This window comes from Halobacillus sp. HZG1, from assembly GCF_035818575.1.
Lineage (GTDB): Bacteria > Bacillota > Bacilli > Bacillales > Halobacillaceae > Halobacillus > Halobacillus litoralis.
On record NZ_JAYLVQ010000060.1, the window covers coordinates 20,139 to 46,729 of the forward strand.

Sequence of the window (26,591 nt, forward strand, 5' to 3'; positions counted from 1 at the left end):
TTCGAACGGTATGATGAAAAGTCAATAGGAGGTGGAACAATGAGCAGTGTTATCGAACAGAAGAAACAGATTGTATCTGACTTGGCTGACAAGTTCCGCAACAGTAAATCTGCAGTCGTTGTAGACTACCGCGGACTTGATGTAGCAGAAGTTACTGAACTTCGTACCCAGCTTCGTGAAGCAGGCGTAGATTTCAAAGTGTATAAAAACACAATGGTCCGTCGTGCTGCTGACGAAGTCGAACTATCTGAACTTAACGAAGTCCTTCAAGGACCGACAGCTGTCGCTTTCCATGAAGACGATGCTGTAGCTGCGGCTAAAGTATTGAACAACTTCGCTAAAGATCACGATAGCCTTGAAATCAAAGGTGGGGTAGTTGAAGGTCAAGTTGCAACTCTTGAGCAAATCAAAGAACTTGCAAACCTTCCAAACTACGAAGGTCTTGTATCTATGTTCCTAAGCGTACTACAAGCACCTATCCGCAACTTCGCTTACGCTACGCAAGCGATCGCGGATCAAAAAGAAGAAGAAAGCGCGTAAGTTAGCGTTCGTTTAAACTATAACAACAAAAACTAAGGAGGAAATTTCTCATGTCTAACGAACAAATTATCGAAGCGATTAAGGAAATGTCTGTTCTTGAGCTTAACGATCTAGTTAAAGCAATTGAAGAAGAATTTGGTGTATCTGCTGCAGCTCCAGTTGCTGCTGGCGCGCCTGCTGCAGGTGGCGAAGCTGCTGAAGAGCAAACTGAATTTGATGTAGTACTAGAATCTGCTGGATCTTCTAAGATCAAAGTAGTTAAAGCAGTACGTGAAATCACTGGTGCTGGTCTTAAAGACGCGAAGGAAATGGTTGATGGTGCTCCGGCAACAATCAAAGAAGCTATTTCTAAAGAAGAAGCTGAAGAAATCAAGTCTAAGCTTGAAGAAGCAGGCGCTTCTGTCGAAGTTAAGTAAGAGAATGTTTAAAGTAAAGCTCGCTGATTTATCGGCGGGCTTTCTTTTTCTTAACAGGCATATTTAGCAAGAGTGCTCATGATTTGTTAGACTTGCTAGAATCAGGAATAAACCTTGCCGTTTCAATAGATGAAAAAGAAGGTGTTCGGGTTATGTCGGAGCATTATTATTCAAAGAAAACAACGACGAGCAGTGAAGAAAAGACATGGAACTTTGAGTTGCTCGGTCATGTCTTCACATTCACGACGGATAATGCTGTCTTTTCCAAAAAAGAAGTGGATTTCGGATCGCGTTTTTTAATTGATACCTTCCAGGAACCAGGTGTTCAAGGTGACATACTTGACCTTGGTTGTGGCTACGGCCCGATCGGTTTGTCCCTGGCTAAAGCTCACGAAGACCGTCATGTATTTATGGTCGATGTAAATGAGAGAGCGTTGGGGCTGGCCGAAAAAAATGCCGAAGATAATGAAGTGGTGAACATTACGATTCAAGAAAGCGACCGTTTACAAGGAATAGTAGATCAGAAGTTTGCCGCTATCCTTACAAACCCACCCATCCGGGCCGGGAAACAAGTGGTCCACACAATGTTTGAAGAAGCGAAGGAAGCTCTACTTGATGAAGGAGAGCTGTGGGTCGTGATTCAAAAGAAACAGGGGGCGCCGTCTGCGAAGCAAAAACTTGAAGATTTGTTCGGAAATGCAGAGGTCGTGGATAAGCACAAAGGGTACTACATCCTTAGAGCTAAAAAAGTTTGACTAGCCCTACTAGTTGTGCTAGTATTGAAAAATGCCAATATATCTGAACTCTGTCAAGTCTTTTTTTAGAAATGTGTATAAAAAGTTGATAGATGGTCAGAATGGTAAAATCGAACACTGAAAGTAAATGAGGTTTTTACGTATGAAAAGCCTTTTTCTTTTTTGTCTAACGTTAGAGAGAAATGAAGAATCACCATTCGTTGTGAAACGGATGTTTAAATAGTGCTTGTGGCAAGATCAACCGCAAGCCTGTTCGGCATGTCTTGCCGGACCCTTTTTTCGTTATTAAAATGCTTGATTTGAGGGGTGAATCAGTTGACAGGTCAACTAGTTCAGTATGGACGACACCGCCAGCGCAGAAGTTACGCACGCATCAGTGAGGTATTAGAATTACCGAACTTGATTGAAATTCAAACCGCTTCTTACGATTGGTTCTTAGAAGAAGGTTTGAAGGAAATGTTCCAGGATATTTCCCCAATCGAAGATTTCACAGGTAATTTGTCATTGGAGTTTGTGGACTACAGTCTTGGCGAACCAAAGTATCCAGTCGATGAGTCAAAGGATCGCGATGTAACATATAACGCACCACTTCGTGTGAAAGTACGTCTCTTAAATAATGAGACAGGAGAAGTGAAAGAACAAGAAGTATTTATGGGTGACTTCCCACTTATGACAGACACAGGTACCTTTGTAATCAATGGTGCTGAGCGTGTTATCGTTTCTCAGCTTGTTCGTTCTCCTAGCGTGTACTTTAACAAGAAGATTGATAAGAATGGTAAGAGAGGTTACACAGCTACCGTCATCCCGAACCGCGGAGCGTGGCTTGAGTTCGAAACCGATGCTAAAGACGTCGTACACGTCCGTATCGACCGTACCCGTAAGTTACCGATCACCGTGCTTTTACGTGCTTTAGGATTCGGCACAGACCAGGAGATCATCGATCTTATTGGTGATAACGAATACTTGAAGAACACGTTGGAAAAAGACAATACGGAAAACACAGAGAAAGCATTGCTTGAGATCTACGAGCGTCTACGCCCTGGCGAGCCGCCGACAGTAGAGAATGCGAAAAGCTTGCTCGTTTCCCGTTTCTTCGACCCGAAACGCTATGACCTAGCGCGTGTAGGTCGCTATAAAATGAATAAAAAACTTCACATCAAAGACCGTTTGTTCAATCAGACGCTGGCAGAAACGCTGGTAGACGAAGAAACGGGCGAAGTGATCGCTGAAAAAGGGGACAAGATTGATCGTCGTCTATTGAATAAGCTGATCCCTCACTTTGATGACGAAGAGGGCACATTGAGTGAAGAAACGTTGGACCCGGTAGACGGTGTCCTTGAAGATCCTATCCAGGTTCAGTCTGTCAAAATTGTTGACCCGACGGACCCAGAAGGTGAACGTTCCATCAATGTCATCGGCAATGCAAACATTGACCGTGACGTGAAGAACATTACCCCTGCGGATATCCTTTCTTCCATCAGCTATTTCTTCAACTTGTTGCACGATGTGGGTGGAACGGATGACATCGACCACCTAGGTAACCGCCGCCTGCGTTCTGTTGGTGAATTGCTGCAGAACCAATTCCGTATTGGTCTTTCTCGTATGGAGCGTGTGGTTCGTGAGCGTATGTCCATTCAGGATACGTCCTCCATCACACCACAACAATTGATTAACATTCGTCCTGTCATTGCTTCTATTAAAGAGTTCTTCGGAAGCTCGCAATTGTCTCAGTTCATGGACCAAACGAACCCGTTGGCAGAACTGACGCACAAGCGCCGTCTCTCAGCACTGGGACCGGGTGGTCTGACTCGTGAACGTGCAGGATTTGAAGTTCGTGACGTACACTACTCCCACTATGGTCGTATGTGTCCGATCGAAACGCCGGAAGGTCCGAACATCGGTTTGATCAACTCCCTTTCCTCTTATGCGAAAGTAAATGAGTTTGGTTTCATCGAAACGCCATACCGCCGCGTTGATCCAGATACGAATAAAGTTACAGCGCAAATCGATTATCTGACAGCTGATGAGGAAGACAACTACGTTGTCGCTCAGGCGAACGCCAAGCTTGAAGATGATGGAGCCTTTACAGATGAAGAAGTAATCGCCCGTTTCCGTGGTGAGAACACCGTCGTAAGCCGTGACCGTATCGACTACATGGACGTATCACCGAAGCAGGTTGTATCTGCAGCGACCGCATGTATTCCTTTCCTTGAGAACGATGACTCCAACCGTTCCTTGATGGGTGCGAACATGCAGCGTCAAGCGGTGCCATTGCTCAAGCCTGATGCTCCGCTTGTGGGTACAGGTATGGAGTATGTGTCTGGTAAAGACTCTGGTGCTGCGGTCATCTGCCGACACGAAGGAATTGTAGAGCGCGTAGAAGCGAAAGAAGTTCGTGTCCGCCGTATTTCTGAAGTGGATGGCAAAGAGGTCGAAGGAGATCTTGACCGTTATCGTCTGCAGAAATTCATTCGATCCAACCAGGGAAGCTGTTACAACCAGCGCCCGATTGTTTCTAAAGGAGATCGCGTCAAACAGGGCGAAATCCTGGCTGACGGACCTTCCATGGATATGGGTGAATTGGCACTGGGTCAAAACCCGCTTGTTGCCTTCATGACATGGGACGGTTACAACTATGAGGATGCGATCATCATGAGTGAACGCCTCGTTAAAGATGATGTGTACACGTCCATTCACATTGAAGAATATGAGTCTGAAGCTCGTGATACGAAGCTTGGACCAGAAGAAATCACTCGTGACATTCCGAACGTTGGGGAAGATGCCCTTCGTGACTTGGACGACCGCGGAATTATCCGTGTAGGTGCTGAAGTAAGCGACGGAGATCTACTTGTTGGTAAAGTTACTCCAAAAGGTGTGACAGAACTATCGGCAGAGGAACGTCTTCTACATGCGATTTTCGGTGAAAAAGCTCGTGAAGTGCGTGACACTTCCCTGCGTGTGCCACACGGTGCAGGCGGAATTGTCCTTGATGTGAAGATCTTTAACCGCGAAGATGGTGACGAACTACCACCGGGTGTTAACCAGTTGATCCGTGTCTATATCGTTCAGAAGCGTAAGATTTCTGAAGGGGATAAAATGGCCGGTCGTCACGGAAACAAAGGTGTTATTTCTAAGATTCTTCCAGAAGAAGACATGCCTTTCCTTCCGGATGGTACACCGGTAGACATCATGTTGAACCCACTAGGTGTTCCGTCGCGTATGAACATCGGTCAGGTACTGGAGCTTCACATGGGTATGGCTGCTCGCTTAATGGGTGAGAGAATTGCCACCCCGGTATTTGACGGTGCGCGTGAGGAAGACGTTTGGGAGACACTGCAAGAAGCAGGTATGGCTCGTGATGCGAAAACAATTCTTTATGACGGACGTACAGGTGATCCATTTGATAACCGTGTATCCGTTGGTGTTATGTATATGATTAAACTTGCACACATGGTTGACGATAAACTGCACGCCCGTTCAACTGGACCGTATTCATTGGTCACGCAACAACCGCTTGGTGGTAAAGCACAATTCGGTGGACAGCGTTTCGGTGAGATGGAGGTATGGGCACTTGAAGCATACGGTGCGGCTTATACTCTTCAAGAGATCTTGACTGTCAAATCAGATGATGTCGTCGGACGTGTGAAAACGTACGAGGCCATCGTTAAAGGTGATAACGTTCCTGAACCAGGGGTCCCTGAATCATTCAAGGTCCTAATTAAAGAACTTCAGAGTTTAGGTATGGATGTGAAGATCCTTTCTGCTGATGAACAAGAGATCGAAATGCGCGATATCGAAGAAGAGCAAACCAAAGAATCCGAGAATTTGAACTTAGACGATTAAGATAGAAACACTGCTGCTGCTCGTGTTCTAAGCTTAGGGTAAAACCCGGATACTGAAAGGGAGGTAGGCCCCTTGCTAGATGTAAATAACTTTGAGTATATGAAAATAGGTCTGGCTTCACCGGATAAGATTCGTTCTTGGTCCTACGGTGAGGTTAAGAAGCCAGAAACCATCAACTATCGTACGTTGAAACCAGAAAAAGACGGTCTTTTCTGCGAGCGAATCTTTGGCCCGCAGAAAGACTGGGAATGTCACTGCGGAAAATATAAGCGTGTCCGTTATAAGGGTGTCGTTTGTGACCGCTGTGGCGTTGAAGTAACCAAGGCGAAAGTTCGCCGTGAGCGTATGGGGCACCTAGAGCTAGCTGCCCCTGTCTCTCATATTTGGTACTTCAAAGGAATTCCGAGTCGTATGGGGCTTGTGTTGGATATGTCTCCGAGAGCTTTGGAGGAAGTCATCTATTTCGCAGCCTATATTGTAACGGATCCGGGTGAGACGGCTCTTGAAAGGAAGCAATTGCTTTCTGAAAAAGAGTACCGCTCATACCGCGAGAAGTTCGGACAAGGATTCCAGGCAGCTATGGGCGCGGAAGCGATCCGTAAGCTTCTATATGATATCGACCTTGATGGTGAAGTAGAGATGTTGAAAGAAGAGCTGAAGACAGCTCAAGGACAACGCCGTACACGTGCAATCAAGCGTCTTGAAGTATTAGAATCCTTCCGTAACTCAGGAAACGATCCATCATGGATGATTCTTGACGTTCTTCCGGTCATTCCGCCGGAACTTCGTCCAATGGTCCAGCTCGATGGTGGGCGTTTTGCAACTTCTGATTTGAACGACTTGTATCGTCGTGTAATCAACCGTAACAACCGCCTGAAGCGTTTGTTGGATCTTGGTGCACCGACCATCATCGTTCAAAACGAGAAGCGTATGCTGCAGGAAGCTGTTGATGCTTTGATCGACAATGGCCGTCGCGGCCGTCCTGTAACAGGACCAGGAAACCGACCACTTAAATCCCTTTCTCATATGTTGAAAGGTAAGCAAGGACGTTTCCGTCAGAACTTGCTAGGTAAGCGTGTCGACTATTCCGGCCGTTCTGTTATCGTCGTAGGACCATCCTTGAAGATGTACCAATGTGGTCTTCCAAAAGAAATGGCCCTTGAATTGTTCAAACCATTCGTTATGAAAGAACTCGTATCCCGAGGTCTTGCTCATAACATCAAATCAGCGAAGCGTAAGATCGAGCGCGTACACCACGAAGTATGGGATGTCCTTGAAGATGTCATCAAAGAACACCCGGTTCTACTCAACCGTGCACCAACATTGCACCGCTTGGGTATCCAGGCCTTTGAACCGACTCTTGTCGAAGGTCGTGCCATTCGTCTGCATCCGCTTGTATGTACGGCATACAACGCCGACTTTGATGGAGACCAGATGGCCGTACACGTGCCGTTATCCTCAGAAGCTCAGGCGGAAGCGCGTATCTTAATGCTTGCTGCTCAAAACATCCTTAACCCTAAGGATGGTAAGCCGGTCGTTACACCTTCCCAGGATATGGTATTAGGTAACTACTACCTGACTCTTGAGAGAAAAGGTGCCATCGGAGAAGGCATGTTCTTCAAAGACTTGAACGAAGCTCTAATGGCTTACCAAAATGGCTATGCTCACCTGCACACGCGTGTAGCAGTTCAGGCTAGCTCTTTGAATAACGAAACATTTACTGAGAAACAGAATCAGCAGCTTCTACTGACTTCAGTAGGTAAGTTGATTTTCAACGAAATGCTGCCGAATTCATTCCCATATATCAATGAACCGACGAAAGAGAACTTGGAAATCAAGACTCCTGATCACTACTTCATTGAAAAAGGTACAGATATCCGTGAAGAAATTTCTAAGCGTGAAGAAGTATCTCCATTCAAGAAAGGAATCCTTGGTGATATCATCGCTGAAGTGTTTAAGCGTTTCTCCATCAGTGAAACGTCTAAAATGCTTGACCGCATGAAGGATCTTGGGTTTGCATACTCCACGAAGGCCGGTATTACTGTCGGTGTATCTGACGTTGTCGTACTTCCAGAGAAGCAGGAAATCCTTGATGAAGCGCAAGAGAAAGTGGATAAAGTCTTGAAACAGTTCCGTCGTGGTCTAATCACAGAAGAAGAACGTTACGATCGCGTCATTGAAATTTGGTCTGCGGCTAAAGATGATATTCAGAACCGTCTGATGAAGTCCTTGAACCCGCGTAACCCGATCTTCATGATGAGTGATTCCGGAGCCCGTGGTAACGCCTCTAACTTCACGCAGCTTGCTGGTATGCGTGGTCTGATGGCCAACCCGGCTGGACGAATCATTGAACTACCGATCAAATCAAGTTTCCGTGAAGGTCTGACAGTACTTGAATACTTCATCTCTACACACGGTGCCCGTAAAGGACTTGCCGATACAGCCCTTAAGACAGCCGACTCTGGTTACTTGACACGTCGACTTGTAGACGTAGCGCAAGATGTTATCGTTCGTGAGGACGATTGTGGAACAGACAGAGGCTTGCCTGTAGCTGCACTGACAGAGGGTACCGAAGTGGTTGAACCATTGATCGACCGTCTCATCGGACGTACAGCATTCCAGACAGTGAAGCACCCTGAAACAGATGCGATTATGGTTGAAAGAAATGAAGTTATTTATGAAGATGTCGCACGACAAATCGTTGATGCTGGCATTGAAGAGATTGTGATTCGTACGGCATTCACTTGTAATACAAAACATGGGGTTTGTAAGAAGTGTTATGGCCGTAACCTTGCAACAGGTGATGAAGTTGAAGTCGGTGAAGCAGTCGGAATCATCGCTGCACAATCCATCGGTGAGCCGGGTACACAGCTTACAATGCGTACCTTCCACACAGGTGGTGTAGCCGGAGACGATATCACGCAGGGTCTTCCACGTATCCAGGAGATCGTGGAAGCGCGTAATCCGAAAGGTCAAGCCGTTATCACAGAAATTGATGGTACGGTACACGAAATCAATGAAGTCAAAGAGAAGCAGGAAATTGTCGTTCAAGGTGCTGTAGAATCACGTTCATACACGGCTCCATACGGTGCACGTATGAAAGTGTCGGTTGGAGATGAGGTCAAAGCAGGTGAACCTCTGACTGAAGGTTCCATTGATCCTAAAGAATTGCTGACCGTACAGGGACTTGACGGCGTTCAAGAATACCTTCTCAAAGAAGTGCAGAAAGTTTACCGTATGCAAGGGGTGGAAATCTCCGATAAGCACGTTGAAGTTATGGTACGCCAGATGCTTCGTAAAGTACGTGTCCTTGATTCTGGTGACACCGATGTACTTCCAGGTTCTCTACTTGAAATTCACCAATTCAAAGAAGCGAACCAAAAAGCGCTTATGGAAGGTGGCCAGCCGGCTGTCGGCCGTCCAGTCATCCTTGGTATTACCAAAGCGTCTCTTGAAACAGACAGCTTCCTATCCGCTGCATCCTTCCAGGAGACAACACGTGTCCTTACAGACGCAGCCATTAAAGGTAAGCGCGATGAGTTGCTAGGATTGAAAGAGAATGTTATTATCGGTAAGCTTGTTCCTGCAGGTACGGGTATGACTCGTTACCGCAAGATTCAAGCGCAATCCGAACAACAACGACAAGAGGTTCCAGAAGTGACCGAAGAAGTCACACATTCTTAAAATAAAGAAGTAGATGTTAACAAGGTGTAAAATTAAAGGAAGCACTAAAAAAACTCACCCAGATGCAGTTGACATGCATTTGGGTGAGTGATAATATAATCAAGGTGCTTCCATTTATCCTTGTTACTTTGGAGGATATGAAGATGTCTTATGAAAAAGTAGCACAGGCTAAATCCGATATAATTATTGGAACCAAACAAACACTGAAAGCCATGAAAAATGGCGAAGTGGTTGAAGTCATTACGGCTGAAGATGCTGATCAGTCGATGACACTTAAAGTAGCTAAATTAGCCCAACAACTGAACATTCCTCACACACGAGTCCCTTCGATGGAGGAGCTCGGGAATGCATGTGGTATTGATGTTGGTGCGGCTACAGTGGCGATAAAGCAATAAAGTTTTGGCGTATGACGCGAAAGCTTTGTTTTTTGCCTTTATATGAACCACCTGGATGTGTGGTATTAAAAAAGTACGAAGGGAGGATACAAACATGCCAACAATTAACCAATTGGTACGCAAAGGGCGCGTAAGCAAAACGAAGCAGTCAAACTCTCCAGCTTTGAACAAAGGTTACAACAGCTATAAAAAGCGTATGACTGATCTTTCTTCTCCACAAAAGCGTGGGGTTTGCACACGTGTTGGAACAATGACACCTAAGAAACCGAACTCTGCCCTACGTAAGTATGCACGTGTTCGTCTAACTAACCAGCTTGAGGTTAACGCTTATATCCCTGGTGAAGGCCACAACCTTCAAGAACACAGTGTTGTTCTTATCCGTGGCGGTAAAGTTAAAGACTTGCCAGGTGTACGTTACACCGTTGTACGTGGTGCTCTTGACACAGCAAGTGTTGATGGCCGTATGCAAGGTCGTTCCAAATACGGTACGAAAAAACCAAAAGCTAAAAAATAATCGATATGTAAATATCGCTTAAATAAAAACATCGAAGAAGGGAGGGGAACATATGCCACGTAAAGGTCCAGTAGCTAAACGTGATGTGTTACCAGATCCAATGTATAACTCTAAGCTTGTTACTCGCTTGATCAACCAAATCATGGTTAACGGTCAGCGCGGTAAAGCACAGAAAATCCTTTATAAAGCATTTGAACTTGTTCAAGAACGTAGCGGCAATGACGCTATGGAAGCATTTGATCAAGCAATGAAGAACGTAATGCCTGTATTGGAGGTACGCGCTCGTCGTGTAGGTGGTTCCAACTATCAGGTACCTGTTGAAGTTCGTCCAGAACGTCGCCAGGCACTAGGCTTGCGTTTCATCGTAAACTATGCGCGTCTTCGCGGAGAGAAAACGATGGAAGAGCGCCTAGCTAACGAAATTCTAGATGCTGCTAACAACACAGGTGCATCTGTGAAGCGTCGCGAAGAAATGCACAAGATGGCGGAAGCGAACAAAGCATTCGCTCACTATCGCTGGTAATCACCAAAAAATAAAGGTTCAAACAGGAAGGAGAAAGATGCATGGCTAGAGAGTTCTCCTTGGAAAAGACTCGGAATATCGGGGTAATGGCTCACATCGACGCTGGTAAAACAACGGCGACAGAGCGTATTCTTTTCTACACAGGACGTATCCACAAGATTGGTGAAACTCACGAAGGAGCTTCCCAAATGGACTGGATGGAGCAGGAACAAGAGCGCGGAATTACAATCACTTCCGCCGCTACGACTGCTCAGTGGAAAGGTCACCGTATCAACATCATCGATACTCCAGGACACGTAGACTTCACTGTTGAAGTTGAACGTTCCCTACGTGTACTTGATGGTTCCGTAGCTGTCCTTGACGCACAATCTGGTGTTGAGCCTCAAACAGAAACTGTTTGGCGCCAAGCTACGACATACGGTGTTCCACGTATTGTCTTCATTAACAAAATGGACAAAATCGGAGCTGACTTCATCTACTCCCTAGGTACGTTGCAAGACCGCCTAGGAGCAAATGCAGCAGCTGTTCAACTTCCTGTCGGTGCGGAAGATGAGTTCGAAGGAATCATCGACCTAGTAACGATGGAAGCATACTACTACATGGACGACTTGGGAACACGTGCTGAAGCACGCCCGATTCCTGACGACTACAAAGATCAAGCTGAAGAGTACCGTGGCAAGCTAGTAGAAGCTGTTGCAGAACTCGATGAAGACTTGATGATGCAGTATCTAGAGGGAGAAGAAATCACAAACGACCAGCTTAAGGATGCGATCCGTAAAGCAACTCTAAGTGTTGAATTCTACCCAGTATTCTGTGGTTCTGCCTTCAAGAACAAAGGAGTTCAACTTCTAATTGATGGTGTTATCGATTATCTACCATCTCCACTAGATGTACCTCCAATTGAAGGTCACGTACCACAAACAGAAGAAGAAGTTGTACGTAAGCCTGACGACAACGAGCCATTCTCTGCATTGGCATTTAAAGTCGCTACAGACCCTTATGTAGGTAAACTTACTTTCTTCCGCGTTTACTCCGGTACATTGAATGCTGGATCATACGTGAAAAACTCCACGAAAGACAAGCGTGAACGTGTAGGTCGTATCCTACAAATGCACGCCAACTCTCGTGAAGAGATCTCCACTGTATATGCAGGGGATATCGCAGGTGCGGTAGGCCTTAAAGATACAGGTACGGGTGATACACTATGTGACGAAAAGAGTCTTGTTATTCTTGAGTCCATGGAATTCCCTGATCCGGTAATCTCTGTTGCTATCGAGCCTAAATCTAAAGCTGACCAAGATAAGATGTCCATCGCTCTTGGTAAACTAGCTGAAGAGGATCCAACGTTCCAAACTGAAACAAACGTTGAAACGGGTCAAACGATCATCGCTGGTATGGGTGAACTTCACCTGGACATCATCGTTGACCGTCTGAAGCGTGAGTTCAAAGTTGAAGCGAACATTGGTGCTCCACAAGTTGCTTACCGTGAAACATTCCGCGGTAGTGCACAAGTGGAAGGTAAGTTCGTACGTCAATCCGGTGGTCGTGGACAATTCGGTCACGTATGGGTTGAGTTCGAACCTAACGAAGAAGGCGCTGGTTTCGAATTCGTTAACAAGATCGTCGGTGGTGTTGTGCCACGTGAATACATTCCATCTGTAGAACAAGGTATTAAAGAGTCTATGGAAAACGGTGTATTGGCTGGCTACCCTATGGTAGACATCAAAGCGACTCTTTATGACGGTTCTTACCACGATGTCGACTCCAACGAAATGGCCTTTAAAGTTGCCGCTTCCATGGCACTTAAAGAGGCGAAAAACAAGTGTAAGCCTGTTCTACTTGAACCGATGATGAAAGTAGAAGTTGTTATTCCTGAGGAATACATGGGCGACATCATGGGTGACGTAACTTCCCGTCGTGGACGTGTAGAAGGTATGGAAACTCGTGGTAATGCACAAGTGGTTAAAGCATTCGTTCCACTATCTGAGATGTTCGGTTATGCAACAGCGTTGCGTTCCAACACTCAAGGCCGTGGTACGTACACAATGCACTTCGACCACTATGAAGAAGTTCCGAAGAGCATCTCTGAGGAAATCATCAAGAAAAATGCTGGTGAATAATTGATTTTTTAGACGAGTTAAAGTATAACTTGTAGTGTAAGCTTAGGAGTGACTCTTGCTTACTCCTAAGCTCCATCATAAATCTTGAAAACCAAAATTGTTACTTATCTAAAGGAGGAAATATACAATGGGTAAAGAAAAATTTGACCGGTCCAAGTCCCACGTTAACATTGGTACAATTGGACACGTTGACCACGGTAAAACAACTCTAACTGCAGCGATTACGACTGTACTTCACAAGCGTTCTGGTTCTGGTGAAGCAATGGCATATGACATGATCGACGGTGCTCCTGAAGAACGTGAGCGTGGAATCACAATCTCCACTGCACACGTTGAGTACGAAACTGAAACTCGTCACTATGCACACGTTGACTGCCCAGGTCACGCTGACTACGTTAAGAACATGATCACTGGTGCTGCTCAAATGGACGGCGCGATCCTAGTTGTATCTGCAGCTGACGGTCCAATGCCACAAACACGTGAGCACATCCTACTTTCTAAAAACGTAGGTGTACCAGCTATCGTTGTATTCTTGAACAAAGTTGACATGGTAGACGACGAAGAGCTTCTTGAACTAGTAGAAATGGAAGTTCGCGATCTACTTTCTGAGTACGACTTCGATGGTGATGACGTACCAGTAATCAGCGGTTCTGCTCTTAAAGCTCTTGAAGGTGAAGAGAAGTATGAGCAAGCAATCTACGATCTTATGGATGCAGTTGACGAGTACGTTCCAACTCCAGACCGTGACACTGACAAGCCATTCATGATGCCAGTAGAGGACGTATTCTCTATCACTGGTCGTGGTACAGTTGCAACTGGTCGTGTTGAGCGTGGTACAGTTAAAGTCGGTGACGAAGTTGAAATCATCGGTATGGCTGAAGAGTCCAGCAAAACTGCTGTAACTGGTGTTGAAATGTTCCGTAAGCTTCTAGATTACGCTGAAGCTGGAGACAACATCGGTGCACTTCTTCGTGGTGTTAAGCGTGAAGACATCAACCGTGGTCAAGTACTAGCAAAGCCTGGTTCTATCACTCCACACACAAACTTCAAAGCTGAAGTTTATGTACTAGCTAAAGACGAAGGTGGACGTCACACTCCATTCTTCTCTAACTACCGCCCACAGTTCTACTTCCGTACTACGGACGTAACTGGTGTTATTCAACTTCCTGAAGGCGTAGAAATGGTTATGCCTGGGGACAACGTTGAAATGACTGTAGAACTTATCTCCCCAATCGCGATTGAGGACGGAACTCGTTTCTCTATCCGTGAAGGTGGACGTACAGTAGGTTCTGGCGTAGTTTCTGAAATCACTAAGTAATTTCAGTTCTATCCTATATAAAGAGCAACAGCTTCTGGCTGTTGCTCTTTTTTTATGAAGAAATACAACCATGCTATTGAATTCCTTCCAAAGAATATAGTCTTTGCTATAACATGCCGGCCGAATGAAATGGGAAGGTTATCCGTCTTGCCGTTAATCGGCTTTTATATTTCCATCACTGACAACCTTATAAGGATCTAATCTATTATGAATGTTTAGAAAATTATTCTTTACACAGAGATGGTTGATATCCTCATTCATATTTGTTTAAATGGACAATGGATTTCAAAGAGGTAGTCGGAAACATTTGGTGGAAAGCCTATGAATACTAGCTATCCCCTTGAAAAAAGTGGTGAACGCTAGTATAATGTTTTAAGTGTCCGTGATGAAAAAATTATGGATTTATCCTTGCATTGGCTGCATTTCTTCTATATAATGAATAATGTTGGTCATAAAAGGCGATGAAGCGAAAGGTTGTTGACACACCCGGCCCCTTTGCCATGGCTGGTGGTCAAGTTTTTTTCGCGGAGAATGTCTATTTCAAAAATGGGCGAAGAAGGAGGGAAAATAATGGCAAAAGAGAAAATTCGTATTCGTTTAAAGGCGTATGATCACAGAGTACTTGATCAGTCCGCAGAAAAGATCGTAGACACTGCGAAGCGTTCCGGAGCTAATGTATCTGGTCCGATCCCGCTTCCAACAGAGCGTTCTGTATATACTGTACTTCGTGCGACTCACAAGTATAAAGACTCTCGTGAGCAGTTCGAAATGCGCACACACAAACGTCTAATCGACATTGTTAATCCAACACCACAGACTGTTGATTCACTTATGCGTTTGGATCTACCATCTGGTGTGGATATCGAAATTAAACTATAAATAAATCGTAAAGATAATAGGAGGTGTAACGGATGACGAAAGGAATCTTAGGACGAAAAGTCGGCATGACTCAAATTTTCTCTGAAAATGGCGAGTTGATCCCAGTAACAGTTGTTCAGGCTGAGCCAAACGTTGTTCTTCAAAAGAAAACAACAGAAAATGACGGTTATGAAGCGATCCAACTTGGTTTTGCTGATGAAAAGTCAAACCGCTTGAAGAAAGCTGCTCAAGGGCACGCTGATAAAGCAAGCACAACACCTAAGCGCTACGTTCGTGAATTCCGTAATACAAACCTTGATGACTTTGAATTAGGTCAAGAGGTTAAAGTTGATATTTTCGAAGCTGGTGACGCAATTGACGTTACAGGAACTTCTAAGGGTAAAGGATTCCAGGGTGCAATCAAGCGCCACAACCAATCTACTGGACCTAAAACTCACGGTTCCCGTTTCCACCGTCGTTCCGGTTCTATGGGGCAAGGTGCTGACCCGTCCAAAGTCTTCAAAGGCAAAGGTCTTGCAGGACAAATGGGTGGCGAAACAGTAACACTACAAAACCTTGAAGTAGTAAAAGTGGACGCTGAGCGTAATCTACTACTTATCAAAGGTAATGTACCAGGCGCGAAAAAATCTTACGTTAAGATTACAAGTGCAATTAAGGCTAGCAAATAATAAACGAAGGGAGGATATGTCATGCCTAAAGTAGCACTATTAAACCAAAGCGGTTCTAATGTTGGTGAAATCGAACTAAATGAATCTGTATTTGGAATTGAACCTAATACTCACGTTTTACACGAAACTGTGTTGATGCAACGCGCGAATCTTCGCCAGGGCACACACAAAGTAAAAGGACGTTCTGAAGTTAGTGGCGGCGGACGCAAACCATGGCGCCAAAAAGGTACAGGCCGTGCGCGTCAAGGATCTATCCGTTCACCACAATGGGTAGGTGGCGGAACTGTTTTCGGTCCTACACCACGCAGCTACAGCTACACGATGCCTAAAAAAGTACGTCGTTTGGCACTTCAATCTGCTTTCTCTTCTAAAGTGAAAGAAGAAAACATCATTGTTCTTGAGAGCCTTTCTCTTGATGCTCCGAAAACAAAAGAAGTTGCAAACATTCTAAAAGCACTAGATGTTAACGAGAAAGCATTGATCGTTACTGCTGAAGCAGACGAAAATGTAACTCTATCATCTAACAATATCCCTACAGTGAAGAGTCTTCCTGTAGAGCAAGTAAGTGTGTTAGACTTGCTAACGCATGACAAGCTGATCCTTACTAAGGAAGCAGCTGAAAAAGCAGGGGAGGTGCTCTCATAATGAAAGAACCACGCGATATTATCAAGCGCCCTGTCATTACTGAACATTCTGCTGATCTTATGGGAGAAAAGAAATATACGTTTGAAGTTAGCCCGAAAGCTAACAAAACTGAAATTAAAAAAGCAGTTGAAGAAATCTTTGGCGTTCAAGTTGCACAAGTCAACACAATGAACCTTAAAGGTAAGTTCAAGCGTATGGGTCGTTACGGCGGCTACCGCTCCGATCGTAAGAAAGCAGTCATCACATTGACTCAGGACAGCGAAGAACTAGAAATCTTCGAAGCATAAAATACACGAATTGAAATATGAAGGAGGGAAATAAAGATGGCGATTAAAAAGTTCAGACCGATTACTAACGGTCGTCGACACATGTCAGTATCTGATTTCGCTGAAATCACAACTGACAAACCTGAACGCTCCCTTGTCACTCCACTTCATAAAAAAGGTGGACGTAACAACCAGGGTAAGCTGACAGTTCGTCATCAGGGCGGAGGCCACAAGCGTCAGTATCGTATTATCGACTTCAAGCGTGACAAAGATGGAATACCTGGACGCGTTGCTACAGTCGAATATGATCCGAACCGCTCCGCTAACATTGCACTAATCAATTATGTTGATGGTGAAAAACGTTACATCCTAGCTCCAAAAGGTGTGAAGGTTGGAACGGAAATTATTTCTGGTGAAGGTGCAGATATCAAACCAGGTAATGCTCTTCAGTTGAAAGACATTCCAGTTGGTACAATCGTACACAACGTAGAACTTAAACCAGGACGCGGAGGACAGCTTGTCCGTTCTGCAGGTGCTTCTGCACAAATCCTTGGTCGTGAAGAAAAATACACGCTTGTACGCCTGACATCAGGTGAAGTTCGCTTGGTACTAAGCTCTTGCCGTGCAACAATCGGTCAAGTCGGTAACCTTGAGCACGAACTAATCAGCGTAGGTAAAGCTGGACGTTCTCGTTGGAAAGGTAAGCGCCCTACAGTACGTGGTTCCGTAATGAACCCTAGTGATCACCCACACGGTGGTGGTGAAGGACGCGCACCAATCGGTATGCCATCTCCAGTATCTCCATGGGGTAAACCAACTCTTGGATACAAAACGAGAAAACGCAACAAGCCGTCTGATAAATATATCGTACGTAGACGCGGTAAAAAATAACGGGATTGTCGGGCGGGCAGTAAAACCCGTCTCTCAATCGCGAAGGGAGGTTTATTCATGGGCCGCAGCCTGAAAAAAGGACCTTTTGTAGATGATCACTTAATGAAAAAAGTCGAGAAGTTGAACGAAGATAATAAACAGCAGGTCGTAAAGACTTGGTCTCGCCGTTCTACGATCTTCCCTAACTTCGTCGGACACACAATCGCCGTTTATGACGGTCGTAAGCACGTACCAGTTTATGTGACTGAAGACATGGTTGGTCACAAACTAGGTGAATTCGCGCCATCCCGTACGTTCAAGGGACACTCTGGCGACGATAAGAAAACAAAACGTTAATATAGAGAGGAGGCACTCTAATGCAAGCTAAAGCAGTTGCTAAAACCGTTCGTATCGCTCCTCGTAAAGCTCGTCTGGTAATTGATTTAATTCGAGGAAAAAATGTTGGTGAAGCTCTGGCTACACTACGTCTAACACAGCGTGGCGCATCTCCAGTAGTTGAGAAACTTCTTAACTCCGCGATCGCTAACGCAGAACACAACTATGAAATGGACCCGGAAAACCTATACGTTTCCGAAGCGTTTGTAAACGAAGGCGTAACTCTTAAACGTTTCCGCCCTCGCGCTATGGGCCGCGCAAGCCAAATCAACAAACGCACAAGCCACATCACAGTGGTCGTATCAGAAAAAAAGGAGGGATAATCAGTGGGTCAAAAAATTAATCCGGTAGGTCTTCGTATCGGCGTTATCCGCGATTGGGAATCCAAGTGGTACGCTGGCAAAGACTATGCAGACTTGTTACATGAAGACATTAAGATTCGTGAATATGTTGAAAATCGTCTTAAAGATGCTGCTCTTTCTACGGTAGAAATCGAACGCGCAGCAAACCGTGTAAACATTACTGTGCACACAGCTAAGCCAGGAATGGTTATCGGTAAAGGCGGTTCTGAAGTAGAAGCACTTCGTAAAGCTCTAAACCAACTAACTGGTAAACGCGTTCACATCAACATCGTTGAAGTGAAAAAGCCAGATCTTGACGCTACTCTTGTGGCTGACAATATCGCACGTCAATTGGAAAACCGCGTATCTTTCCGTCGTGCTCAAAAACAAACAATACAACGCGCTATGCGTGCAGGAGCTAAAGGTATTCGTACCCAAGTATCTGGTCGTCTAGGTGGCGCGGATATCGCTCGTGCTGAATATTACAGTGAAGGAACAGTACCACTACACACACTTCGTGCAGACATCGATTACGGAACTGCAGAAGCTGACACTACTTACGGTAAGCTTGGTGTTAAAGTGTGGATCTATCGTGGAGAAGTCCTTCCAACTAAAACTGACAAGTAAGGAAGGGGGAAAAGCATTATGTTAATGCCTAAACGTGTTAAATATCGTCGTCAACACCGTACTAGCTTAAAAGGCCGTGCAAAAGGCGGTACTGAAGTAGCATTCGGTGAATATGGTTTGCAAGCAATTGATCCTGCATGGATCACAGCCCGCCAGATCGAGGCAGCGCGTATCGCGATGACTCGTTACATGAAGCGTGGCGGTAAAGTTTGGATTAAAATCTTCCCTGATAAGCCTTATACTGCTAAGCCCCTAGAAGTACGAATGGGTTCCGGTAAAGGTGCTCCAGAAGGTTTCGTAGCTGTCGTGAAGCCAGGGAAAATCATGTTCGAGATCGCAGGTGTATCTGAAGAGGTTGCACGCGAAGCGTTGCGTCTTGCTTCACACAAACTGCCGATCCGTACAAAATTCGTAAAACGTGAAGAAATTGGTGGTGAAATCAATGAAGGCTAATGAGATCCGTGAATTAACCACTGCCGAAATTGAACAAAAAGTTAAGTCTCTTAAAGAAGAACTTTTCAACCTACGCTTCCAATTGGCAACAGGTCAACTTGAGAACACTGCACGTATCCGTGAAGTTCGCAAGTCCATCGCACGTATGAAGACTGTTGCTCGTGAACGTGAGCTAGGCGTAAATAACTAATAGATGAGAGGAGGTCACCCTCACATGACTGAACGTAATAATCGTAAAGTTTATACTGGCCGTGTCGTTTCTGACAAGATGGATAAGACCATCACCGTACTAGTAGAAACTTATAAGTTCCACAAACTTTACGGCAAGCGCGTAAAGTATTCCAAAAAGTTCAAAGCTCATGACGAAAACAACCAAGCGAAAAACGGCGACATCGTAAGCATCATGGAAACTCGTCCATTGTCTGCTTCTAAGCGTTTCCGTCTTCTAGAAGTTGTTGAAGAGTCTGTCATTATCTAAATAAAGTTCGCTCGGAGTTAATCCGAAGGGAGGTTACATGTTATGATTCAACAGGAATCTCGTCTGAAAGTTGCAGACAACTCTGGTGCCCGCGAAATCCAGACAATCAAAGTATTGGGTGGATCCGGCCGCAAAACAGCTAACATCGGTGATATCATCACTGCTACTGTGAAGCAGGCAACACCAGGAGGCGTTGTTAAAAAAGGTGAAGTTGTAAAAGCTGTTATCGTACGTTCTAAGAGTGGAGTGCGCCGTAAAGATGGTTCTTACATCCGTTTCGATGAAAACGCAGCAGTAATCGTGCGTGATGACAAAGGCCCACGCGGTACTCGTATCTTTGGACCGGTAGCTCGTGAACTTCGTGATGCTAAATTCATGAAGATTGTATCTCTAGCTCCAGAAGTATTATAAAAGCCTGAATGAAATGCCTTGTTAAGGAGGTGCGCGAAGAATGCACGTAAAAAAAGGTGATAAAGTAATGGTGATTACTGGTAAGGATAAGGGCAAACAAGGAACAATCCTTGAAGCATATCCGAAGAAAGATCGTGTTCTTGTTGAAGGCGTGAACGAAGTGAAAAAGCACGCGAAGCCTTCTCAGGAGAATCCACAAGGTGGAATCCTAACACAAGAAGCTGCGATCCACGTATCCAACGTAATGCCGATCGACCCTAAGACTGGTGAGCCGACACGTGTTGGTTACAAAGTCGAGGACGGGAAGAAAGTTCGTATCGCGAAAAAATCTGGTGAAGCACTAGATAAATAAGCCATACAGGAAAGGAGGGCCACACGATGAACGAACTAAAGAAACAATATCAAGAAGAAGTTGTCTCATCTTTGATGAACAAATTTGAATATGATTCCATCATGCAAACACCAAAAGTTGAGAAAATCGTTGTCAACATGGGTGTAGGTGACGCTGTTCAAAACGCGAAAGCACTTGACACAGCTGTAGAAGAACTAACATTGATCACTGGACAGAAGCCAGTTATCACAAAAGCGAAGAAATCAATTGCAGGTTTCCGTCTACGTGAAGGTATGCCAATCGGCGCGAAGGTTACACTTCGTGGAGAGCGCATGTACGAATTCCTCCAAAAGCTGATCGCTGTATCTCTTCCACGTGTGCGTGACTTCCGTGGTATTTCTAAGAAAGCTTTTGACGGTCGTGGAAACTACACACTTGGTGTTAAAGAGCAATTGATTTTCCCAGAAATCGATTACGATAAAGTAAACAAAGTGCGTGGTATGGATATCGTTATTGTCACTACAGCTGACTCTGACGAAGAAGCACGTGAACTTCTAGCTCAGTTCGGTATGCCGTTCCAAAAATAATGAGCTAACTATAAGGAGGGAAAATAGTGGCTAAAAAATCAATGGTCGCGAAGCAACAGCGTAAACAGAAGTACCAAGTGCGCGAATACACGCGTTGTGAACGCTGCGGACGTCCGCACTCCGTACTTCGTAAGTTTAAGCTTTGCCGTATTTGTTTCCGTGAACTTGCATATAAAGGTCAAATCCCTGGTGTCAAAAAAGCCAGCTGGTAAACCCGAAACAGGGAAGGAGGTTAATGAGTTATGACAATGACAGATCCAATTGCAGATATGCTGACACGTATTCGTAACGCTAACATGGTGCGTCACGAGAAGCTTGAGCTTCCAGCTTCCAACGTTAAAAAAGAAATCGCTGATATTCTTAAGCGCGAAGGTTTTGTACGTGACTACGAATTTGTAGAAGACAACAAGCAAGGAGTTCTTCGCATCTTCCTTAAGTACGGTCAAAACAACGAGCGTGTAATCACTGGTGTGAAGCGTATCAGTAAGCCAGGTCTACGTGTTTACGCTAACGCTGAAGAACTTCCGAAAGTTCTTAACGGCCTAGGTGTAGCCGTTGTATCCACTTCAAAAGGTGTATTGACAGATAAAGAAGCTCGTGAACAAGCCATCGGTGGCGAAGTTCTAGCTTACATCTGGTAAAAAAACAGATCAGACAGGAGGTGCAAACATATGTCTCGCGTAGGTTTAAAATCACTTGAAATTCCTGAAGGTGTAGAAATCATCCAGGATAACAACACGATTACAGTTAAAGGTCCTAAAGGGGAATTGACTCGTACTTTCCACAAGGACATCACAGTTAAAGTTGAGGACAACGTTCTTACTGTAGCTCGTCCGAGCGACCACAAAGAACACCGTGCTCTTCACGGTACTACACGCAGCCTGATCGGTAACATGGTTGAAGGTGTTTCTAAAGGCTATGAAAAGAGTCTTGAAATCATCGGTGTTGGTTACCGTGCGCAGAAACAGGGTCAAAATGTTGTAATCAACGCTGGTTACTCTCACCCTGTTGAAGTCGATAACCACGAAGGTATCGAAATCGAAGTTCCATCCAACACGAAAGTAACAGTTAAAGGAATCGACAAAGAACTTGTTGGTGCAGTAGCTGCGAAAATCCGTGCGATCCGTCCTCCAGAGCCTTACAAAGGTAAAGGAATTCGCTACGAAGGCGAATATGTACGCAGAAAAGAAGGTAAAACAGCTAAGTAAGACTCGTAGCTAACGTATAGAAAGGAGTGACCCTGATGATCACGAAGGCAGATAAAAATGTCGTACGTAAAAAGCGTCATGCACGCGTTCGTAAGAATGTCTTTGGCACCGCTGAACGCCCACGCTTGAACGTATATCGCTCTAACAAACACATTTATGCTCAGCTAATCAACGATGAAAGCCAAGTAACAGTAGCAAGTGCGTCTACTGTAGACAATGACTTCAACCTTGATGCTACAGGCAATGTCGAGGCTGCTCAAAAAGTCGGTGAATTAGTGGCTAAGCGTGCGATCGACAACGGTTTTAAAGTTGTTGTATTCGACCGTGGAGGTTACTTGTATCATGGACGTGTGAAAGCACTAGCTGAAGCCGCTCGCGAAGCCGGCCTAGAATTTTAATAGTTAAAGGAGGGACATAAATGATTACAAACATCGATCCTAACAAACTTGATCTTGAAGAACGCGTAGTTACCATCAACCGTGTAGCTAAGGTAGTTAAAGGTGGACGTCGTTTCCGTTTTGCTGCATTGGTTGTAGTTGGAGATAAAAATGGTCATGTCGGATTCGGTACAGGAAAAGCCCAAGAGGTACCGGAAGCGATCAAAAAAGCCATTGATGATGCTAAGAAAAATCTAATCACAGTACCAGTGAAGAACACGACAATTCCTCACGAAATCAACGGACGTTTTGGTGCAGGTAACATTCTTATGAAACCAGCAGCAGAAGGTACCGGAGTTATCGCTGGTGGACCTGTCCGTGCGGTACTTGAGCTTGCAGGTGTTCAAGACATCCTATCTAAGTCACTTGGTTCTAACACGCCAATCAACATGGTACGTGCTACAATCACTGGACTTAGCGAGCTTAAGCGTGCAGAAGACGTCGCTAAACTTCGTGGTAAATCAGTAGAAGAACTGTAGGATAAGGAGGGAAATAAAATGGCTAAACAGTTAGAAATTACCCTCACGCGCAGTGTTATTGGTAGACCGCAAGATCAGCGCTCTACTGTCAAGGCGCTAGGTCTGAATAAGATCCGTCAAACTGTCGTACTTGAAGATAACCCAGCGATCCGAGGTATGGCTAATAAGGTGTCTCACCTAGTTTCGGTTAAAGAAGTTTAACTCTACAAAAGATATAAGGAGGTGCAACGCATGAAACTGCATGAACTAAAACCTGCTAAAGGTACTCGTAAAGAACGTAACCGCGTAGGTCGTGGTATGGCATCTGGTAACGGTAAAACTTCCGGTCGTGGTCACAAAGGTCAAGGCCAGCGTTCAGGAAGCAAAACTCGCCCAGGTTTCGAGGGTGGTCAAATGCCACTTTTCCAACGCCTGCCTAAGCGTGGTTTCACTAACGTTCACCGTAAGGAATTTGCGATTATCAACCTTGATGCACTGAATCGCTTCGAAGAAGGCACAGAGGTTACTCCTGAGCTATTGCTTGAGTCTGGTGTGGTAAGCAACCAAAAAGCCGGAATCAAAGTATTAGCTAAAGGTTCAATCGAAAAGAAACTTACAGTGAAAGCTCACAAGTTCTCTGCTTCCGCGAAAGAAGCAATTGAAGCAGCGGGCGGTCAAACTGAGGTGATTTAATGTTCCGGACAATCTCCAATTTTATGCGCGTGGGTGATATTCGACGGAAGATTATTTTCACTTTGTTGATGCTCATTGTTTTTCGCCTGGGAACATTCATCCCGGTTCCTTTTACAAATAGAGAAGCCATCAATTTCATGGATGAACAGAATGCGTTCGGTTTCCTGAACACATTCGGAGGCGGGGCATTACAAAACTTCTCCATCTTCGCTATGGGGATCATGCCCTACATTACAGCCTCCATCATCATGCAATTGTTGCAGATGGACGTCGTTCCTAAGTTTGCGGAATGGAAGAAGCAAGGTGAAGTCGGCCGTCGAAAATTAGCTCAGTTTACCCGCTATGGAACGATTGTGCTCGCTTTCATTCAAGCCATCGGCATGTCTATAGGTTTTAATGCACTGGCTGGTGGTCAATTGATCGCTGACCCAGGGGTTACGAAATTCTTAATCATTGCTCTTGTCTTGACAGGCGGTACAGCGTTTCTAATGTGGCTTGGTGAGCAAATCACTGAACACGGTGTTGGAAATGGTATTTCCATTCTAATTTTTGCAGGGATCGTTGCTGCAATCCCGACCGGTGTCAACCAGTTGTATGATCAATACATTTCCGGTGCTGGAGAAGAATTGTTCATTAACCTGGTCATCATCGCTCTGATTGTACTTGTTATTATTGCGGTTGTTGTGGGAGTCATCTTCATCCAACAAGCCCTTCGTAAGATTCCTATTCAATATGCAAAACGTTTGGTTAACCGTTCGCCAGTAGGTGGGCATTCTACTCACTTACCACTAAAAGTGAATGCTGCAGGAGTCATTCCGGTCATCTTTGCGATATCTTTCATTATCGCACCAAGAACCGTCGCTGGTCTTTTTGAGAACAGCGAAGTAGCCTCCGTCATTCAATATATATTTGATTATCAAAACTGGCCTGGAATGATTATCTATGTTGCGTTGATCATTGCCTTCACTTATTTCTATACTTTTGTTCAGGTCAACCCGGAACAAATGGCAGAAAACTTGAAGAAGCAAGGCGGGTATATCCCGGGGATTCGTCCTGGAGCCAATACGGAAACGTACTTGACTCGGGTGATGTACCGATTAACATTCGTAGGATCCATCTTCCTTGCAGCTGTCTCTATCCTGCCGATCATCTTGGGCTCTGCCGCGCAGCTGCCACCAAGTATTCAAATCGGAGGTACCGGACTGCTGATTGTTGTAGGGGTTGCCCTTCAGATCATGAAGCAGCTGGAAAGTCAGCTTGTAAAACGCCACTATCAAGGATTCATTAAATAATTAGTGTCAAAGCTAATGAATAAATGAGAGCGAGGGGAACACGTTGAATTTAATTCTGATGGGTCTCCCTGGTGCCGGTAAAGGTACTCAGGCTGAGAAGATAGTCGAAAAATATGACATCCCTCATATCTCAACTGGAGATATGTTCCGATTAGCTATCAAAGAAGGAACAGCACTGGGCAAAGAAGCCAAATCCTATATGGACAAAGGCGAATTGGTTCCCGATGAAGTGACCATCGGAATCGTTCGCGAGCGTCTAAGTAAACCTGATTGTCAAAAAGGATTCCTTTTAGATGGTTTCCCGAGAACAATCGCCCAAGCAGAAGCTCTTGAGAACCTATTAACTGATATGAAAGAGTCATTGGACTATGTCCTTCATATCGATGTTCCCAAGGAGCAACTCATCGAGCGTCTTACTGGACGACGCATCTGCCCTACGTGCGGTGCTACCTATCACGTGGTCTTCAACCCGCCTAAAGAAGATGGCAAGTGTGATCACGATGGCTCTGAGTTGATTCAGCGCGAAGACGATCAGCCTGACACCGTAAGAAAGCGCCTGGAGGTCAATGTTGAGCAATCACAACCTCTGCTTGATTTCTACCAAGAGAAAGGCTACTTGGTATCATTCGAAGGTGACAAAGATATCAACGAAGTATTCCAAGACATCGATCAAAAGCTGGGAGAACTAGCTGAATGATTATTTGTAAGACTTCACGGGAATTAGATATTATGCGTGAAGCAGGGCGGATCGTCGCCTTGACGCACCAAAAGTTGGAACAAAAGATCCAACCTGGTATAACAACTGGGGAATTGGATAAGATTGCAGATGAATTCATACGCAGTATGGATGCAATCCCATCTTTTAAAGGTTATAATGGATTCCGTGGAAGTATCTGTGCATCTGTCAACGAAGAACTCGTTCATGGTATCCCTGGAGACAGGGTGTTGAACGAAGGTGATATCATCAGCATCGATATTGGTGCCAAATATAAAGGTTATCACGGAGACTCGGCCTGGACGTATCCGGTCGGAACCGTCGATGATGAAACCATGGAATTGTTGAGAGTTACTGAGCAATCATTGTTTAAAGGACTTGATGAAGCAAAACCAGGTGTACGCCTTTCAAATATATCCCATGCGATCCAGAGTTTCGTTGAGCCTGAAGGCTTTTCGATTGTGAGGGAGTATGTGGGTCACGGAGTAGGGCAGGAGCTTCATGAGGATCCTCAAATTCCTCATTACGGCCCGCCAAACAAAGGACCACGCCTCAAACCTGGCATGGTATTGGCTGTAGAACCGATGGTGAACGCTGGCTCTCGCTATGTGAAGACGCTCGGCGATCATTGGACGGTAGTCACTCAAGATGGTAAAAGGTGCGCTCACTTTGAGCACACCATTGCAATTACGGATGAAGGGTACGAAATCCTTACAAAATCCTAAGTG

34 protein-coding genes are annotated in these 26,591 nt (G+C 45.0%); all 34 read left to right on the forward strand.

The genetic code is table 11. The features are described 5' to 3' along the window. Positions 1-39: 39 nt before the first annotated feature. Entirely contained in the window at positions 40-540 is a 501-nt protein-coding gene (gene rplJ / locus VKA52_RS08965; protein ID WP_160916763.1) for a 50S ribosomal protein L10, read from the forward strand. Positions 541-590: 50 nt separating this feature from the next. Continuing rightward, positions 591-956, forward strand: a complete 366-nt coding sequence (rplL, locus tag VKA52_RS08970) for a 50S ribosomal protein L7/L12 (protein ID WP_089654443.1) — start codon at positions 591-593, stop codon at positions 954-956. An 83-nt stretch (positions 957-1,039) separates the two neighbouring features. After that, the gene (locus VKA52_RS08975) at positions 1,040-1,711 is read left to right on the forward strand and encodes a class I SAM-dependent methyltransferase (protein WP_442788834.1); all 672 of its coding nucleotides are present in this window, start codon (positions 1,040-1,042) and stop codon (positions 1,709-1,711) included. 315 nt (positions 1,712-2,026) lie between these two features. Further along, the gene (gene rpoB, locus VKA52_RS08980) at positions 2,027-5,554 is read left to right on the forward strand and encodes a DNA-directed RNA polymerase subunit beta (protein ID WP_160916730.1); all 3,528 of its coding nucleotides are present in this window, start codon (positions 2,027-2,029) and stop codon (positions 5,552-5,554) included. A 72-nt stretch (positions 5,555-5,626) separates the two neighbouring features. After that, positions 5,627-9,238: a DNA-directed RNA polymerase subunit beta' gene (rpoC, locus tag VKA52_RS08985; RefSeq protein ID WP_326315227.1), complete on the forward strand. Its 3,612-nt coding sequence runs from the start codon at positions 5,627-5,629 to the stop codon at positions 9,236-9,238. A 143-nt stretch (positions 9,239-9,381) separates the two neighbouring features. Further along, positions 9,382-9,633 carry a 50S ribosomal protein L7ae-like protein gene (locus VKA52_RS08990; protein ID WP_326315229.1) on the forward strand — a complete coding sequence of 84 codons (252 nt, stop codon included), beginning with the start codon at positions 9,382-9,384 and terminating at the stop codon, positions 9,631-9,633. A 94-nt stretch (positions 9,634-9,727) separates the two neighbouring features. Next, on the forward strand, positions 9,728-10,147 hold the full coding sequence (rpsL, locus tag VKA52_RS08995) for a 30S ribosomal protein S12 (protein ID WP_089654439.1): 420 nt from the start codon (positions 9,728-9,730) through the stop codon (positions 10,145-10,147). 52 nt (positions 10,148-10,199) lie between these two features. Next, positions 10,200-10,670, forward strand: coding sequence for a 30S ribosomal protein S7 (gene rpsG / locus VKA52_RS09000; protein ID WP_160916734.1), 471 nt, complete (start codon positions 10,200-10,202; stop codon positions 10,668-10,670). 41 nt (positions 10,671-10,711) lie between these two features. Then, a complete protein-coding gene (gene fusA / locus VKA52_RS09005) occupies positions 10,712-12,790 on the forward strand; it encodes an elongation factor G (protein WP_115824706.1) in 2,079 nt (692 codons plus the stop codon). A 127-nt stretch (positions 12,791-12,917) separates the two neighbouring features. Next, a complete protein-coding gene (gene tuf / locus VKA52_RS09010) occupies positions 12,918-14,108 on the forward strand; it encodes an elongation factor Tu (protein ID WP_089654436.1) in 1,191 nt (396 codons plus the stop codon). A 570-nt stretch (positions 14,109-14,678) separates the two neighbouring features. Continuing rightward, positions 14,679-14,987: a 30S ribosomal protein S10 gene (rpsJ, locus tag VKA52_RS09015; RefSeq protein ID WP_089654435.1), complete on the forward strand. Its 309-nt coding sequence runs from the start codon at positions 14,679-14,681 to the stop codon at positions 14,985-14,987. A gap of 32 nt (positions 14,988-15,019) precedes the next feature. After that, positions 15,020-15,655 (forward strand): 50S ribosomal protein L3, encoded by a 636-nt coding sequence (rplC, locus tag VKA52_RS09020; protein ID WP_089654434.1) that lies wholly within the window; start codon positions 15,020-15,022, stop codon positions 15,653-15,655. Between the two features lie 21 nt (positions 15,656-15,676). Further along, positions 15,677-16,300: a 50S ribosomal protein L4 gene (gene rplD, locus VKA52_RS09025; RefSeq protein ID WP_160916736.1), complete on the forward strand. Its 624-nt coding sequence runs from the start codon at positions 15,677-15,679 to the stop codon at positions 16,298-16,300. Next, on the forward strand, positions 16,300-16,587 hold the full coding sequence (gene rplW / locus VKA52_RS09030) for a 50S ribosomal protein L23 (protein WP_146818469.1): 288 nt from the start codon (positions 16,300-16,302) through the stop codon (positions 16,585-16,587). The genes rplD and rplW overlap by 1 nt, the downstream gene beginning before the upstream one ends. 36 nt (positions 16,588-16,623) lie before the next feature. Continuing rightward, complete coding sequence (gene rplB, locus VKA52_RS09035) at positions 16,624-17,457, forward strand: 50S ribosomal protein L2 (protein ID WP_146818467.1); 834 nt, start codon at positions 16,624-16,626, stop codon at positions 17,455-17,457. Positions 17,458-17,514: 57 nt separating this feature from the next. Beyond that, positions 17,515-17,793, forward strand: a complete 279-nt coding sequence (gene rpsS, locus VKA52_RS09040; RefSeq protein WP_035511685.1) for a 30S ribosomal protein S19 — start codon at positions 17,515-17,517, stop codon at positions 17,791-17,793. A gap of 20 nt (positions 17,794-17,813) precedes the next feature. Beyond that, a complete protein-coding gene (gene rplV, locus VKA52_RS09045; RefSeq protein ID WP_035511684.1) occupies positions 17,814-18,155 on the forward strand; it encodes a 50S ribosomal protein L22 in 342 nt (113 codons plus the stop codon). 3 nt (positions 18,156-18,158) lie between these two features. Continuing rightward, positions 18,159-18,800 carry a 30S ribosomal protein S3 gene (rpsC, locus tag VKA52_RS09050; RefSeq protein WP_035511682.1) on the forward strand — a complete coding sequence of 214 codons (642 nt, stop codon included), beginning with the start codon at positions 18,159-18,161 and terminating at the stop codon, positions 18,798-18,800. Between the two features lie 18 nt (positions 18,801-18,818). Then, positions 18,819-19,253 carry a 50S ribosomal protein L16 gene (rplP, locus tag VKA52_RS09055; protein ID WP_027953416.1) on the forward strand — a complete coding sequence of 145 codons (435 nt, stop codon included), beginning with the start codon at positions 18,819-18,821 and terminating at the stop codon, positions 19,251-19,253. Then, positions 19,243-19,443 carry a 50S ribosomal protein L29 gene (gene rpmC, locus VKA52_RS09060; RefSeq protein WP_008636054.1) on the forward strand — a complete coding sequence of 67 codons (201 nt, stop codon included), beginning with the start codon at positions 19,243-19,245 and terminating at the stop codon, positions 19,441-19,443. The genes rplP and rpmC overlap by 11 nt, the downstream gene beginning before the upstream one ends. Positions 19,444-19,467: 24 nt before the next feature. Then, positions 19,468-19,731: a 30S ribosomal protein S17 gene (rpsQ, locus tag VKA52_RS09065; RefSeq protein WP_035511679.1), complete on the forward strand. Its 264-nt coding sequence runs from the start codon at positions 19,468-19,470 to the stop codon at positions 19,729-19,731. Positions 19,732-19,773: 42 nt separating this feature from the next. Beyond that, the gene (rplN, locus tag VKA52_RS09070) at positions 19,774-20,142 is read left to right on the forward strand and encodes a 50S ribosomal protein L14 (protein WP_035511677.1); all 369 of its coding nucleotides are present in this window, start codon (positions 19,774-19,776) and stop codon (positions 20,140-20,142) included. 40 nt (positions 20,143-20,182) lie between these two features. Continuing rightward, positions 20,183-20,494 carry a 50S ribosomal protein L24 gene (gene rplX, locus VKA52_RS09075; RefSeq protein ID WP_035511676.1) on the forward strand — a complete coding sequence of 104 codons (312 nt, stop codon included), beginning with the start codon at positions 20,183-20,185 and terminating at the stop codon, positions 20,492-20,494. Positions 20,495-20,520: 26 nt separating this feature from the next. Continuing rightward, on the forward strand, positions 20,521-21,060 hold the full coding sequence (gene rplE / locus VKA52_RS09080; protein WP_115895006.1) for a 50S ribosomal protein L5: 540 nt from the start codon (positions 20,521-20,523) through the stop codon (positions 21,058-21,060). Positions 21,061-21,086: 26 nt separating this feature from the next. Beyond that, on the forward strand, positions 21,087-21,272 hold the full coding sequence (locus tag VKA52_RS09085; protein ID WP_035511674.1) for a type Z 30S ribosomal protein S14: 186 nt from the start codon (positions 21,087-21,089) through the stop codon (positions 21,270-21,272). Positions 21,273-21,302: 30 nt separating this feature from the next. After that, a complete protein-coding gene (gene rpsH, locus VKA52_RS09090; protein ID WP_089654429.1) occupies positions 21,303-21,701 on the forward strand; it encodes a 30S ribosomal protein S8 in 399 nt (132 codons plus the stop codon). Positions 21,702-21,731: 30 nt separating this feature from the next. Further along, the gene (gene rplF / locus VKA52_RS09095) at positions 21,732-22,268 is read left to right on the forward strand and encodes a 50S ribosomal protein L6 (RefSeq protein WP_089654428.1); all 537 of its coding nucleotides are present in this window, start codon (positions 21,732-21,734) and stop codon (positions 22,266-22,268) included. 35 nt (positions 22,269-22,303) lie between these two features. Beyond that, positions 22,304-22,666, forward strand: coding sequence for a 50S ribosomal protein L18 (rplR, locus tag VKA52_RS09100; protein WP_115895005.1), 363 nt, complete (start codon positions 22,304-22,306; stop codon positions 22,664-22,666). A gap of 23 nt (positions 22,667-22,689) precedes the next feature. Further along, complete coding sequence (gene rpsE / locus VKA52_RS09105; protein ID WP_326315280.1) at positions 22,690-23,184, forward strand: 30S ribosomal protein S5; 495 nt, start codon at positions 22,690-22,692, stop codon at positions 23,182-23,184. Positions 23,185-23,202: 18 nt separating this feature from the next. Then, positions 23,203-23,385, forward strand: coding sequence for a 50S ribosomal protein L30 (gene rpmD, locus VKA52_RS09110; RefSeq protein WP_089654426.1), 183 nt, complete (start codon positions 23,203-23,205; stop codon positions 23,383-23,385). Between the two features lie 30 nt (positions 23,386-23,415). Beyond that, positions 23,416-23,856, forward strand: coding sequence for a 50S ribosomal protein L15 (gene rplO / locus VKA52_RS09115; RefSeq protein ID WP_089654425.1), 441 nt, complete (start codon positions 23,416-23,418; stop codon positions 23,854-23,856). Beyond that, a complete protein-coding gene (gene secY / locus VKA52_RS09120; RefSeq protein ID WP_115895003.1) occupies positions 23,856-25,148 on the forward strand; it encodes a preprotein translocase subunit SecY in 1,293 nt (430 codons plus the stop codon). The genes rplO and secY overlap by 1 nt, the downstream gene beginning before the upstream one ends. 43 nt (positions 25,149-25,191) lie before the next feature. Continuing rightward, complete coding sequence (locus VKA52_RS09125; RefSeq protein WP_115895002.1) at positions 25,192-25,845, forward strand: adenylate kinase; 654 nt, start codon at positions 25,192-25,194, stop codon at positions 25,843-25,845. After that, complete coding sequence (gene map / locus VKA52_RS09130) at positions 25,842-26,588, forward strand: type I methionyl aminopeptidase (RefSeq protein ID WP_160916738.1); 747 nt, start codon at positions 25,842-25,844, stop codon at positions 26,586-26,588. The genes VKA52_RS09125 and map overlap by 4 nt, the downstream gene beginning before the upstream one ends. Positions 26,589-26,591 lie beyond the last annotated feature (3 nt).